Genomic DNA, 13,854 nt, shown 5'->3' on the forward strand with positions numbered 1-13,854 from the left:
CCGCCACATCGGTCCCTTCAACTTGCTGCGCCGTCGCTTTCATTGTCCACTAAGACGGCGCTCACGCGCCGCCCCTGCCAAACTTCCAGACCGGAATGCCAAGCTTCTTCGCCTTGTCGGCGAGGTTGTCCTGAATGCCTGTGCCGGGGAAATGCATGACTCCGATCGGCATGACCTCCAGCATCACATCATTGCGCTTGAATGGCGCGGCCTTCGCATGCTTCGTCCAGTCCGGCTTGAAGGCGATCTGCGGCACTTTCCGATTGCTGGCCCATTTTGCAGCGATCAATTCGGCGCCTTTCGGCGAGCCGCCGTGGAGCAGAACCATATCGGGATGCTTCGCGCGGACCTTATCGAGCCGATCCCAGACGAGCGAGACGTCATTGAAATCAAGCCCACCGGTGAGCGCGATCTTTGGTCCTGGTGGAAGCATCACCTCGGTTTCGGCCCGACGCCTGGCGGCAAGGAAATCGCGACTGTCGATCATCGCGGCCGTAAGGGTACGATGGCTGACGACTGAGCCGGAGCGCGGCCGCCAAGGCGAGCCGGTGTGGACTTCGAAACATTCAGCAGCCTGATCGCGGAGGAGCTCCATGGTGTTGCGGCGTTCGATGAGCGTGATGCCCTGGGCAGTGAGCCGTTCGAGCTCGACGGATCGCACTTCCGAGCCGTTCTGCTCGCGCTGGTTCTTCTGCTGCGCTTGCTCGTTGGCATCGAGCTCGCGTTCAATGCGGTCCGCTGCGCGATGAAAGAGATTGACGGTCGACCAGAGCAAGTCATCAAGGTCCGGTTCGAGGCGCGTGTCATTCAGGGTCGAGACGAGCGCATCGAAGATGTCGGCGATGGCGCCGGTGATGGCCTTGCTTTCGGGAAGCGGCCGTGGATCGGGCTCATCCTGCAAGGGACGGAAACCGAAGAGCTGAAGTTCAGCGAGAACGTGATCGGTCGGGGACGAAGCATGGGGTATCTCGAAATGAGGGTCGTCGTGGTCGGTCGTCATGGGTGAGGTCCTTTGCCGATTCGGCCGCGCCCATCGCGGCCTTCGTGGCGATCACCTGACGGCGGGCGGAACGGACCAGAACCCGCAGCGAAGCGGAGGGCCGAAGCAGAGCGAAGGATGGTAGAGGCACGGCTATTTTGTTTGGCGATGCAAAGGCGCGGAACGCGCCGGCGGAAAATAGCCGTGACTTCTGCCATTGCCGGGCCGTACCGCTTGCCGTCCGATCGCCCTCTAGAAGGCAAGGGGGCGGCTCTGACGGCGGGCAACTTCACAAGGAACGATCATGACGAGCATTGCGAGCCATTTGCTTGAACGGACCTCGAAACGCGATCGGACGCATGAGTCGCGCGACGTATTGCACGGTATGAGCTGCAAGCCAGATGCAATCATCGAGGCCAAAGCGTGCATGTTCTCGTCGAGGCCTATAGACTACGATGCGTCGAACATGGGAGACAAATGTTAGAGTCTACTACCAGCGTGTTGCTCTACGCCATCCGGCCGGCTTCCGCCTCAGTACAGAACCAGCGCTCGCCACGGCCATTCGACAGGCTGATCTGAGCGAGTTGACCGGACTCATGATAGATGCGCTCGCCCCTTCTTTCACGCTCCCCTTGATCACGCATTGCGGCGATGACACAGCCGGAAGCGCGACTTCGCCGGGAAGGAGGCTTTGAGCCTTGATCGGCTAAGATCGCGCCAAGAACGAGCGTCGTCTTGTTCCGGTGCCGCCAATCCCACTGCGCGGATGCATGTTCCTGACCAACGACCCGCACGGGCTTTTCTAGTTGCATGGAAGTATCGGACAAAGGAGAGCGCCCTACGTGATCACACCATCCACGGGCTTGCGTCCTCGCCCTCAATGAAGAAGCTACGCAAGCGACCCTGCATGTTGATCGTCCCCGGCGGGTTACACGCCCCCAAAGCCGCACGCTTGAATGCTTGATCAGCTTTTTCCTTGCCGCCAAAACACAAGCCCGTCTCTGACCTCTGGCATTGATCTGCTTCAGGCGCATTGATGCCTGAAAGGTGAATGCTTGCTTGATCGATCTCGATCGCATCGCCATCGAGGATGCGAGCAATTCCGCTGACTTCCGCTACGAAAATCGGAGAGGTTACGAGCGCGAGCAATGGGGTCACAACGGCGCGATGTGTCATACGTGATCAATGATGAGACTTGTCGCGTGGGATCAGGCGTGCGCCAGGGGCGCATCGCCTCATTGAAAATGGCACCCGCAGGAGCGTGAGCATAGCGACGCCGAAGGCGGCACGCGGGACCGAGTGCAGCGACGAGACCGGTTAAAAGGGCACCCGGGACAGGGGCAGTGATAGCGACGCCGGCATACTTCATGGCGGCGGGACCCTTTCCCGAGTGCCCCCGGCGAGGAGCTCAGTGTGTCTTACGCGAGGGATTGTCACCCGATGGGGCCGAGACCCAAGGCTCGGTGAGCGCAGCGAGTAAAGCCCGGTCCGCCATCTGCGGACGCGCCCCGAAGAAGGCACAAACCTGGCCCGCATAACGCTTCCCGCGAACATGCCGTTGCGTGGATTGGCACTTCGTACCGATTAAAAGATCCGTAGGTCGCCGCTCCCGAAACATAGATGTAGCGAACCGAGATAGCCCGAGCGATCAGTGTCATAGCGCTCTTCGAAGTCGAAAAGTCAGCGTCCGTTCGGCGCATCTATCTGCGAGCACTCGCCACGCGGCAGCAGAGCCGGGATCAAATTGGCCGTTCTCTAAGCATGATCCGGACCTGAAGGGCCGCGTTAGCGCAAAGTGTGGAGTGGTTTTCCCTCGCGGCAAACGCGGAACGCGTTTCTCGTTGAAGGCAAAGAACAGAACGCCGGTCGATCAGATTCTTGAGCAGAATCTCCGCGCAGTTCATGAGCGGCTTCGCAAGGGCATGAACGCAGAGCCGGGAAGGATCGGTGCGGTCGAAGCAACTCGGCGAGCGGGGCGATATCGGATCCGCCCCACTTGCTTTTGTTCCTGTTATGTTCTATGGTTGCCCAATGGCCGATCACCGCCCACGCCCCACCCTGCGCATCGTCGAAGGACGCAAGCCCAGCGTCCTCAACGACGGGCGCGCCGTGCTCGAATTCACCCGCATCAAGGTCGTCGGGATCATCGATTCCGAGACCGGCCTGATCACGGACTTGTCGCGGCGCCGACCCGAACCTGCGAAGTAGCGGGTGGCGCGAGGGGTAAATCGCGTCCTCCAAATTCGACACAGCGGAGCTCTACGGGCCGTATTTGAATGGAGAGCTACAGGCTGAAGCGCTCGGCTCCAATCTGATGCGCGTCGAGACTGCGACGAAGGTCGGTCATCGCTTTCACGACGGCAAGATCGTAGGGCTGGACAGCCGACCAATCTATCCGACTGGCGGAGGAAGGCTCGCTGCGCCGATGCGCCGTGAATACGTGGATGTCCTTTACCAGCATCGGCCCGATGCCGCGGGTCCCGGCCAGAGATGTCGTCGGCACAATGGCGGTTGGAATCACACTGATTGCAGGCGACTCAGACAACAACGACGCGAGAGCAATTGCGACCGCTGAATCTGATCGAGCGACGGCGGTCTGCCAGAGCGGTGCAAGCCGGTTGACTAGCTCGGCGTGGCGTTCCGGTTGAAACCGAGCGTCTTTATTGTGGTAGTCTGTCAGGGACCTTTCGGGGGTCTTGAGCGGCCACGGCATTCGCAGATGACGGCAGCTCAGGATCAAGCTCCTCCTGTTCCAGCCACTTTGCGTCATCACCCCTAAGATAGGCTACGAGGTCGGAGATGGCAGACGGGACGGCGCCGGTCGGCAGCCTGGTACGATCGGCCGGCAGCTTGCCCAGCCTGTCGGCCAAATCTGCCGACATAAGGTGAGGCTTCAATTCCCTCGCTAACGAGCTCTCTATGGTGCGGAAGATCCAGGTCCCATCCGGATCGATGTCCGACCAATGGAAGAATGGAACGTCAGCAGGCAGCGCTGTCGCGATCGATTTCAAAGCATCCTGGGTCGCAAGCGACGGATACCCACCTACGTAAATGGTAATGCCGGTGCGCTGCGGGTCTGCCTCCATAATGTGGCGACTAAAACTCGCGAAATTCTCGACAGTAAGCACGTATTGCGGCTGCTCTGGAAACCTCAGTCGCTCAGCCTCGCCGGGCGGTATGCCGAAATACATCGGCGCCGCGGCTGACAACTGGGCGACGTCAAAATCTAACCGCCCGGACAGCAACATCGGAGGCGCGAACTTCTCCAGTCCCAACGTCCGGAGCGCATCCCGCGGACGGGCGGCCGGCGGAACCTCAACCAGCCCACTTAAGATGCGAACAACCGGTCCTTCGAGCCGTTCAAGGGCTTTGCTGTCACCGGCAAAGCGTCGCGAAAAGGTCCGGTAGTCCAGACCGACGTGCCGATGCTCAAAGATTGCCTTCGCCATGACGAAGGCCGGCTTGAGGCGATCGGCGTCGTCGAGCGAGAAACCCTGCCACTCCCGGCGGCGGGACCAGGCCGACCGAAGCGCCTCCAACGAAGCTTCGAATTGGACCGGCAGTTGCAGTCCCTCCAGCAGACGGCCCGTCGCCGCCTCCATGAGCTCTCCGACCGGTCTTCGTCCGAGCAGTTCGTACACCAATGTGGCGTTCTCTAGCCTGGCGTGCTTGATCTGCTCGCTTTTAAGCCCCCGCCCTCTGGTTAGGCGGATACCTCCACGTCCCTCCGCGTCGCGAAGCTCCCTAACAAACCTGTCCATTTGAGCGATATCAATAAACCCGTCGTAGTCCGGATAGGCGATCGGGCTTTCGGCCCCGCCTTCATAACGGTCCAGAAGATCCGACATCAGCAAGCGTGCGTCGGTGAACTGCCTTGGCATCCCCTTGGCATCCTATTCCGCGGCCATCTTCTTGAGCTCATCATCCGACATGCGGTCGGGATCCATCGCTTGAAGTTCTCTGCGAGCGCGCTCCTTGAGTTCGGCCACCGTGACCCGAGCGCTTTCACCAATTCGATCCACTTCGACTACGGTGTCGATATGCTCGAGAACGGCGATCCTCTTCTCATTGGGCGCCGCAATGATGATCTGGAGCCCGAGCTTCTTATAGAAGCTCATCATCTGTCGTTGATTTTTTCCGTCCATTTTGGAGAACGCTTCATCGAAGATCGCTACCGACATGCCTGAAGGACGACCCGTTCCGGACTTGCCGCTGCCGTAGACAGCGGCGAGCGAGGCTCCGATCGCGACATAGATCGGAACCTGTTGCTCGGCACCGGACCCCGTGCCGCGTCGCGTCTCCCACCTCGTCGTCCGGCTTGTGACGATGTCCTGCATGTGGATCTCAAAGGTGAAGAAGTTGCGATAGTCCTCGAAAAGACTGAAATCCTTGTCGGGATCCTCAAGCAGCGCCTCGATCTCCCGTAAGGTGTCCCGATGAGGAAAGTCCTCTGGGACCTCGTCCCCCTTGAACAACATGTCGAGCGCCTCTGGCGAGGTCTTGCTTATCTCGACGATCTTCAAAATCGGTTGAAATTCGACCAGGCGCGCGTGGTGGAATGAATATCGTTCATTGTGGAAAGGGTGATCGGCCAAGCCAAGATTCATTGCCGAGAGCTCCCGCTCCATTTTGCTGATGCGAGACGTCAAGGCGTTGATGAATTCGCCTCGCAACAGGGTCTTCGCCTTATCGGCCGCGTCCCTTGCCTGTCGCTCGTACCGCCGCAGCTCGTTTTCTTCCATTTCCTGGATCAACGTCTCCATCCAGGGCCTTACTTCCTGCAGAGGCTCGCTCTCGGTGCCAACATGCGAAACGACACCGAATTTATCGAAGTAGGCTCCAAGCGCCTCCCGAACGAGACGCTCGATCCTAATCCGGTCATTATCCGCGCCACCGGCCGCTTTCCATGCTTCGGAAGCGATCATCCTGTGCCGATCCAGGATTGCCTTCGGGGATAGATCATCAAACCGAGACCGATAGGTCGCTCGCCCGGAGATTCGATCGTAGAGCTTTCGGTATTGCCCGTACGAAGCCCAAGCTACCTTTACACCGAGCCGCGAGCCCGAAGTACCCTCTCCGGATTCGATGGTGTGCATCGCAATGTCGGCAGCTCTTGTATGCCTGCGGTGAGCCTCTTCTTGCGGGGTCCTCTGCGCAGCGCGATGGCGCTTCAGTTCTAACTGGGCGTGTCGCTTTTGCGTCAAGCCGCCGTCCCCGGCACCGTCCAGCGCTGCGATACGTTGCTCGAGTTCTTTCCGCTCCAGAGCCGACTTTTCGTAGTCTCCACCGATAGTCTTGAAGGACGGCAACTTGTCGTCAAAGATTCTTCCGAGCTGTACGTACGCCGCATCAGCGAGCTTGGCGGCTCCGTCCGACCTTACGTGCGCATCGGAAAGCTGTTCGGCCTGGTCTTTCAGATCGCGAAAAGCCTGCGCCTGCGCCGCCTTGCCGATTTTGAAGTCCGAGGGCTCGGCCGCGCGATGCGTCCGCACCAAGCCATCATCGTAGAGACCATCCTTCATGATCGCCCGACCCGGCTCGTTGAACTGAGCGAGCGTATCCGCCAATCGCACCGTCCCATGTCTCCGGACGATGAATGCGATGGCATCCCGGTCGTCGGACTTGAAAAGCGCAGGAAACATTCCAGTGCGCGGTCCGGGACCGCTCGGATCGAGCTTATTCAGGCTCACTAACGAAGCACGCCGGAACTCTCGACGTCCTTCTTTGAAGAGAGCCGTGGCGCGCGCGATATCGGGCCGATCGACAAAGACCGCCTCCCGGTCTCGGCCTAAGAGGCCCTCCGCCGCTGCCGTCCAGGAGACATCCGATAGTTCAATGAGGTTGCACAACACGCGGGGCGACATCCCGGCCTGCCGCAACTTGAGGCACAAACGCTCTGTGTCTTCATGCAAATAGATCGAGCTTCCACCGCTCGCATGCTGACGAAGCCGATCTTCAAGCAACCGCGCTCGCCCCCTTTCGTCCTCGGCCTTTCGAATGAGGTCACGGCGCGCCTGATCCACCTTCAGCACCAGCGTCCCATCGGAGGCAAGCAGTCGCGTTTCCGCATCCAGCAAGCTGCCGGTCGGCCGCTCAATGGACGCGTCGGTCGCGGCCCGCGTCAGCCCGGAAATCAATGGGATGAACTCGTCGAAGCCAAAATCCCTCATCGCAATCAGCGCCTGCAGAGAACGGACAGACTCCAACCTTCGCTCGAATTCAATGATTGCACGCTGCCCTGCCTGCAAGGCGGAGGTCAGCGATTGCGCGAGCGTGCTGCGTCCGCTCTTTGCATCATGCTCGGAGATTGCGATATCCAGCCTTCTGATTTCAGTCTCAATTGCCCTCAAGTCGCTATCGATGAAATCCATCTCAGCCTTGGCCGCGTCGCGCTTCGCCGCCTCCTCCGTGAACTTCGCGACTTCGGCTAGGTAGGCCGTACGTGCCGCATACCAATAGGCTCTTTTCGATATCCATTGTTCCCGGGCCTTGCGTTCATGGGACTCGGCAAGTTCGACAAGAATGGCTTTCAGCGCGACGAGCGCCTCAAGCTTTTCGCGCATCGTGCGGATCGTATCGTTGATGTTACGGTAGGTACGGATCGACTCCCGAAGTTCTCCCACCTTCATGTTGTTCTTTTCGAGAATGTAGTTTCTCACAAACTCGGTGGCGGTCTGATCGTGATCCAAGGTCATCGCATTCACGATGGCCTTTTGGAGCGAGTTCGCGTTCTGCTCTCCCACAATCGACGCATGCGGGACCAGCTTGCGCATATACTCGCGAACGTAGTCAATCGCCTTGTCACGGTGGTTGACGAAGTTCTCTTGCCCGACCGCCGAGACGACCCGATTGCGAACATCGTCCCATTCTGCCGCAAATCGCTTGCCGTCCCGCATCTCGATGAAGTCCGCGGCCTTCAATATCTTGCCGGTAACAACGAAGCGGCCGAGCACGGTTTCGTTGGTCTCCGACCGCCTAGCCTCAATCGCCATCCCGATCGACACCGGAGGGCGCTTGCCTTCGGTGTCGACGAATCCGAGACAAATGTAAGTGCGCGCCTGCTCTCGCTTACGTTCGTCCTCACCCAAAGCGCCAAGGCAATAGTCCACGATAGTTCGTTTGGAAGCGCTACGACTTTTCCCTTTGTCGCCAGCGACCGCGTTGAGGCGCTGAACGTTCTTGTTCCCGCCGGTCAACACCACTTGAGCCATGTCGAGAATGGTCGACTTGCCGGACCGGTTCTCGCCGAACACGCCGGCATGTCCCGTCAGATCGAAATCCTCGACGTCGAAGAGATGCCAGTTGACCATGGACGCATGACGCAACTCCATCACGAATCGTCTCCATCGCTCGTCTGGGGTGCGCTCACTTCCTGAGATCGGACGTAACGTTCGATCCGTTGCAGGGCGTCCGAGCCGCTGATTAGCTTTATCATCGGACGTATCGCTACCTCGAAGTCCTGAGCCTCGCTGTCGAAGTCGCCGATGTCGACGAGACTCCTTTGAGATGCCTCCTTCAAGATCTCCCGGAAGCGCCCCAGGGAGATCGCGCTTGAACCGTTCGGCTGAACCATGTCCTTGTAGCGGTCGAACAGATTGTTCACCGTGGCGACGACTATGGCGCGGTCCTCGACCGCGCCGACATTGACCTCGTCTTGCCAGTGGGCGGCCAACACGAGGATAACAATGGTCTCGTCGAGCTTCATTCGGGGCAACGGCACGTCTTCGCCCATAGCGGTGATGCCGGCCCACTGGGCTTCAGTGTCCCGGTGCACGCGATACCCGCAACTGTCGAAGAACTCGTCGATCACCGACCGAAAGCGGCCGTCCATGATCACATTGTAGACCGTACCCGTTCGCGGATCGCCAGCGAAAATGAATTGCCGCCTCAATAGGAAATGCACCGCCTTCCTGACGTCAGCGGCCTTTTCGGCGCCCAAGCTGCGCTCGATCGCTTCGAACTCACTGAGCATGGCGGCGCCTCGCAGCTGCATGGCGCCTGACTATGAAATTGGAACACCGCAACCACTCGCTATCATGTGGCGGAGAATCCGGAGCAAACTCGAGCTCGAAGTGAAGACCAACCTCTGGGGGAATTTCGTTCGTCAGCGCGAACCTGCGTGCGGCGTCAAAGGCCAGGAAATCGTCAACCGTCTTGAGCGCCATAAATCGTGCTTCTCTTGTCCCCGCGACCGGCACCTGACTTTCGAGAAAACGCTGAACCTCCTCGGGACCGGGCGCAATTCTCTCGATGTATCGCCGACGCAGTTGCTTACGGAGCTCGTAGAGGGGATCGTCAGGCCAATCGCCCAAGGGCTTGAGTTCAATAGGTCTGCGCGGCTCGCGGCTCGGCGCATGATGGAATTCCGACCAAGGCGACCTAAGCGGCTCGAGGCTCCATTCGACGGTGGCGTTCGCATGGCGCCCACGCGCGATGAGCGCGTCGAGGCGGCGCACCAGATCCCCTGCCCGTCCCACCAACCCGTGGGTCCCGCGCTCAGCGTATTTGATGGTGTTCCGGACGCGGGCCTCGAGTTGACGGCGAAAGGCCTCAATTCGTTCGAACATTTCGCCGATTTGACCGAACGTGCTTTCGATCGCGAGAAGATCACCTTCGACGTCGAGGATCGCCTCCGACATGAATGGCGAAATGCTCGCATTCACGTACTCCTCCGAAAGCACCTGCATGGTTGCAGGCGTATGGGCGATTCGTCTCGCTAGATCGACGATGGTGTCCCTGAAGCGGTAGGGGTGATTGAACGTCAGGATCGACTCGAAATCACGTAGCAGGAGTTGCTCTACGAATTCCTCGAAGAACGCCTCGAGCCGATCGCCGATCGTCTTGGATTCCATAACCGTACGACGGATCCGTTTCAGGTCCGATAGGATGGCCCGCAGGCTCTTCGTGAACTGATCTACCTGGTTACGCGCCTCCCGCAGTGCTAACGCGACATCCCGCTGCTTCCTATCAACGACCGCCGGGTTGAGTTTCTCCACGGCCTCGAGGTTTATGCGGACGGTAACAATAAGACCACCGAACCGTTGGGAGACATCCTTGTTCAGGCTGGCCAGGCGCTGGATCACGAGAAGCGGCCCCATCGACATATCGACGGTCACGCGTAGTCCGTATTCCTCTTCCTCAAGCCAGCCCCACGCGATCAGGCGTTGGTAGAGTTGACGCGCAATGAGAAGCGCTCGGTCCGCCGTGTCAGTCTTGGTCGCCGCAGCGCGCTTAATCCGTCTGCGCCCCGCGGACACAACCTCGGGCAGTGGCTCGCCGAAGTCGTCGCCCTCATTCCAAAGCGACGGGTTGGTCCGCATCACGTCGTAGATTGCGTGTGTCACCTCCTGCGGGGTCGGGAAGGCTGGAGCGCCAGTGAAGAAACGGTCGTACAAGTCCAACAAAATGAGGGAGTAAAGATGCTTGTGCTCTCGCGAAAACGCCAGAAATGCATCGTCATTTAAGTATCTGAACAGCAAAATATTTCCCCGCCGGTAGTCGTCCCTAACCGGCAGGACGCCCCGATATCGTTCCCTGTCCGTTCATGATAATTGGACAAGCTACAGTTGTCCATCCGTCGAGAGGGTGCGGTGTGCTGCAGGGTGCAACGCGGGAGCGCCCGCCTCCCGGCGCCGTCGAGGGACGTTCAGGTCAGGGGCTCAGCTCTGGTTTCCCTGACCCGTGCCCCCCGCCCGGATTGCCTACGGCCTTCCGAGACGACGGACATCTCGCTCGCCTCTCACGTCGAGCCAGGTCACCGGGGTCATATACTGCGGATGGACCTTCGGCGCTCCAATCGATCGGCCGGTACTAAGCAAACGAACTCTATCGACCGCTCGCCAATGGCTTCGAGGTCCCCAATTGTGTCTTGAGCCGAAAGCTGCAGAAAACGAGCGCGCAGCCGCATGCATATGCTCACCCCGAAACGGCTCGGCTTGCACGACGGTCACCCGCGAGGATGCAGTGAACCCGCGTACTCACAAAGGACATCTGGCCCGTAGCCGAGAAGCTCGCCGGTAGCCGAGAAGCTCGCGCAGAGCGCGGCTGTGCGCCATCGAGCGATCGCCTACGTCACCGAAGACCATTTGGGGTTTCGCAGCGGCGATGTCCTGGTCTGCAACGCCAGCGCTCCATGGTCTGATGGGCGATGGACGCGAAGCTGCTCAAGCGCCTTCATGAAGGCGGTGTAGCGGTTCACGGCGTGCCCGGCTTGCATTCGAAGGTCATGATGTAGGCAGCCACGCGATCGTAGGCTCTCTGGCGGCGGCCAGAACCACGAAGCGCGGGATGCCCCGCCGGAACTGGAGCATCAGCAACAAGGAGCGAAAATCCATCCGCGCCAAAGGCGGCGCACAGAATCCACGTTGAACCCGCTATGGATGGTGGACACCGACGACGTGATTGTTGCGGACAAACGCTCTGCGCTCGTTCCCGGCACGGAAATTGCTGTCTTGACCGTTTGAGCGTGCTTGTCAGCACGATGTACGGAGATCGACAATGATGTTCGCGTCGAACCTCATAGAACGTCCCATTCTGTTCAACGAAGGTGAGTTCACTCTCCGCCGCTGGTTCAGATTGCATGACCAAAGGGATGCTTCGATCGCTCGTCACGCCGCGGTTTCGACGAACGCGAAAGACGCATGAACTGACCAGAGCAGGCAGGACCTGCTGGGCTACCAATTCGCGCCCCCGCAATCTCAACAATGATATCGCGCAGGCTTTCGTGGACTATGAGCCTGTGCATCCAACACGAAAGAGAGGCAGATGAATCGGCCGACGGTTACGGAAGTCAATCTCCATGACTTACAGATCACGGATCCGCTTATTGGAAAATGCCAGCAATTGGTGAGGGAGGTGACTATTCCTCATCAGTGGGATGCATTGAACGATCGTATTCCCGAAGGCGCACCAAGCCATGCGATAGAAAACTTCCGGATCGCCGCGAACCGAGCCAAGGGCGAGTTCTACGGCCCCCCTTTTCAGGACAGTGATGTCGCGAAATGGCTGGAGGCGGTCGCCTGGTCGCTGTGCCAAGACTCCAATCCAGAACTGGAGAAAACCGCCGATGACCTGATTGAACTGATTGCGGCAGCCCAGTGCGGCGACGGCTATCTGAACACTTATTTCACGGTAAAGGCGCCTGGAGAGCGCTGGACCAACCTAAGCGAATGCCATGAGCTTTACTGCGCCGGCCACTTGATTGAAGCGGGCGTCGCTTTCTTTCAGGCTACCGGCAAACGGCGCCTGCTGGAGGTCGTCTGCAGGCTAGCTGATCGCATCGCCGCGGATTTTGGCCCAGAGCCCTATCAGTCACACGGCTATGATGCCCATCCGGAAATCGAACTTGCATTGACGCGCCTCTATGAGGTGACGCAGGAGCGCCGATATCTCACATTAGCGAATTATTTCGTGGAGCAACGCGGCACTGAACCGCACTTCTATGACATAGAGTATGACAAGCGATCCCGTAACCGCAAATCACACGCCACCCCGTGGGTAGCCAAAGATAAAGCCTATAGCCAGGCGCACCTGCCGGTCTCGGAACAGCAGACTGCAACAGGTCACGCGGTTCGGTTTGTATACCTCATGACTGGGGTTGCCCATCTGGCGCGTTTACTTCAGAACGGACAGCAACGCCAAGCTTGCCTGCGGCTATGGCAAAACATGGTGCAGCGGCAGATCTATATTACCGGCGGTATTGGTTCGCAGAGCGCCGGCGAAGCGTTCAGCAGCGACTACGATCTGCCGAATGATACTGTATACGCGGAAAGCTGCGCGTCGATTGGCCTGATGATGTTCGCCCGCCGGATGCTCGAGATGGAGGCGGATAGTCGCTATGCCGACGTGATGGAGCGTGCGCTCTATAACACAGTTCTTGGCAGTCTCGACTTCGATGGACGGCACTTTTTCTATGTCAATCCACTCGAAGTTCATCCCAAAACCCTGCGGTCCAATCGGATCTACAGTCATGTCACACCGGTGCGACAACCCTGGTTCGGCTGCGCCTGCTGTCCGCCGAACATCGCGCGCCTTTTCACATCGATTGGTCACTACATCTATACGCCACGTTCAGACGCGCTGTTTGTCAATCTCTACATTGGCAACAGCGTGGCAGTACCGGTCGGCGGGCATACGCTGCGCCTGCGCATGACCGGCAACTATCCCTGGGAGGACCGTGTAGAGATCGTCGTAGAATCGGACCAGCCCATCACCCACACGCTCGCCCTGCGCCTGCCGGAATGGTGCACCGCGCCAGAGGCCAGGCTGAACGGCGAGGTCGTCAATTGCGAGTCGCGCAAAGGCTATTTGCACATTCACCGCACGTGGCAACCGGGCGATCGCCTCAAATTGCTGCTGCCGATGCCAGTACGCCGCGTGTACGGTCATCCGCAACTTCGCCACTTGGCCGGCAAAGTAGCTATTCAGCGGGGTCCTCTGGTTTATTGCCTGGAAGAAGCCGACAACGGGCCGGAGCTTCATAATGTTTGGCTTGATGCCGACAGCCGATTTTCGCTTGTTGAAGGCAGAGGTCTTTTTGCCGGCAAGACTTTGCTGCAGGCTGAGGGCTTTCGTTTGCAGCACACGCTCTCTGAGGAAGCACCGCTTTATCACTACGACGAGGTGCCTGGAAAGCGGCAACCGCAGCGGTTGACATTCATTCCGTGGTTCAGCTGGGCCAACCGTGGCGAAGGCGAAATGCGGATCTGGATTAATGAGTGGTGACTGAGGCGATGAGCGGCATCTATTTGAAGCAACTTGGCCGGGCAGGAGAGCATTGGTTGAGCGCCGGCATGGGTTGGCCCGTCGGTCGCAGTAGGGACGCTGGCTTCCCAGCGCACCGGGTCGCGGGAGGCGGTCACCCGCCTCCCGCTCCC

At 59.2% G+C, this 13,854-nt stretch carries 9 protein-coding genes; 2 read left to right on the forward strand and 7 right to left on the reverse strand.

Annotated features, from left to right (window positions below):
* Positions 1-61: 61 nt before the first annotated feature.
* From Q2941_RS35930 to Q2941_RS35940, 3 genes are all read right to left on the reverse strand, one after another.
* Positions 62-1,000: a DUF2493 domain-containing protein gene (locus tag Q2941_RS35930; RefSeq protein WP_458195433.1), complete on the reverse strand. Its 939-nt coding sequence runs from the start codon at positions 998-1,000 to the stop codon at positions 62-64.
* Between the two features lie 485 nt (positions 1,001-1,485).
* Positions 1,486-1,791 (reverse strand): hypothetical protein, encoded by a 306-nt coding sequence (locus tag Q2941_RS35935; protein WP_458195434.1) that lies wholly within the window; start codon positions 1,789-1,791, stop codon positions 1,486-1,488.
* A gap of 34 nt (positions 1,792-1,825) precedes the next feature.
* Positions 1,826-2,155, reverse strand: a complete 330-nt coding sequence (locus tag Q2941_RS35940; RefSeq protein WP_458195435.1) for a hypothetical protein — start codon at positions 2,153-2,155, stop codon at positions 1,826-1,828.
* An 855-nt stretch (positions 2,156-3,010) separates the two neighbouring features.
* Here Q2941_RS35940 and Q2941_RS35945 point away from each other — a divergent pair.
* Positions 3,011-3,187 carry a hypothetical protein gene (locus Q2941_RS35945; protein WP_458195436.1) on the forward strand — a complete coding sequence of 59 codons (177 nt, stop codon included), beginning with the start codon at positions 3,011-3,013 and terminating at the stop codon, positions 3,185-3,187.
* Positions 3,188-3,639: 452 nt separating this feature from the next.
* On the opposite strand, the gene Q2941_RS35950 is transcribed toward Q2941_RS35945, so the two are convergent.
* From Q2941_RS35950 to Q2941_RS35965, 4 genes are read right to left on the reverse strand one after another with little or no spacing between them, the layout of a single operon-like run.
* The gene (locus Q2941_RS35950) at positions 3,640-4,860 is read right to left on the reverse strand and encodes a Wadjet anti-phage system protein JetD domain-containing protein (protein ID WP_458195437.1); all 1,221 of its coding nucleotides are present in this window, start codon (positions 4,858-4,860) and stop codon (positions 3,640-3,642) included.
* A 12-nt stretch (positions 4,861-4,872) separates the two neighbouring features.
* The gene (locus tag Q2941_RS35955; RefSeq protein WP_458195462.1) at positions 4,873-8,310 is read right to left on the reverse strand and encodes an SbcC/MukB-like Walker B domain-containing protein; all 3,438 of its coding nucleotides are present in this window, start codon (positions 8,308-8,310) and stop codon (positions 4,873-4,875) included.
* Positions 8,310-8,972 (reverse strand): DUF4194 domain-containing protein, encoded by a 663-nt coding sequence (locus Q2941_RS35960; protein WP_458195438.1) that lies wholly within the window; start codon positions 8,970-8,972, stop codon positions 8,310-8,312. Before Q2941_RS35960 ends, Q2941_RS35955 begins: the two co-directional genes overlap by 1 nt.
* Positions 8,941-10,458, reverse strand: a complete 1,518-nt coding sequence (locus Q2941_RS35965) for a Wadjet anti-phage system protein JetA family protein (RefSeq protein WP_458195439.1) — start codon at positions 10,456-10,458, stop codon at positions 8,941-8,943. The genes Q2941_RS35960 and Q2941_RS35965 overlap by 32 nt, the downstream gene beginning before the upstream one ends.
* 1,285 nt (positions 10,459-11,743) lie before the next feature.
* Between Q2941_RS35965 and Q2941_RS35970 the strand changes: the two genes are divergently transcribed.
* Positions 11,744-13,702 carry a glycoside hydrolase family 127 protein gene (locus Q2941_RS35970; RefSeq protein WP_458195440.1) on the forward strand — a complete coding sequence of 653 codons (1,959 nt, stop codon included), beginning with the start codon at positions 11,744-11,746 and terminating at the stop codon, positions 13,700-13,702.
* Positions 13,703-13,854 lie beyond the last annotated feature (152 nt).

It is taken from the genome of Bradyrhizobium sp. UFLA05-153 (assembly GCF_054185185.1).

Excerpts from the sequence above, each read along its gene's own strand:
- Q2941_RS35950 (WP_458195437.1), bottom strand. The coding sequence starts at position 4,860 with ATGCCAAGGCAGTTCACCGACGCACGCTTGCTGATGTCGGATCTTCTG.
- Q2941_RS35945 (WP_458195436.1), top strand. The coding sequence starts at position 3,011 with ATGGCCGATCACCGCCCACGCCCCACCCTGCGCATCGTCGAAGGACGC.
- Q2941_RS35935 (WP_458195434.1), bottom strand. The coding sequence starts at position 1,791 with ATGCAACTAGAAAAGCCCGTGCGGGTCGTTGGTCAGGAACATGCATCC.
- Q2941_RS35930 (WP_458195433.1), bottom strand. The coding sequence starts at position 1,000 with ATGACGACCGACCACGACGACCCTCATTTCGAGATACCCCATGCTTCG.
- Q2941_RS35940 (WP_458195435.1), bottom strand. The coding sequence starts at position 2,155 with ATGACACATCGCGCCGTTGTGACCCCATTGCTCGCGCTCGTAACCTCT.
- Q2941_RS35955 (WP_458195462.1), bottom strand. The coding sequence starts at position 8,310 with ATGGAGTTGCGTCATGCGTCCATGGTCAACTGGCATCTCTTCGACGTC.
- Q2941_RS35970 (WP_458195440.1), top strand. The coding sequence starts at position 11,744 with ATGAATCGGCCGACGGTTACGGAAGTCAATCTCCATGACTTACAGATC.
- Q2941_RS35960 (WP_458195438.1), bottom strand. The coding sequence starts at position 8,972 with ATGCAGCTGCGAGGCGCCGCCATGCTCAGTGAGTTCGAAGCGATCGAG.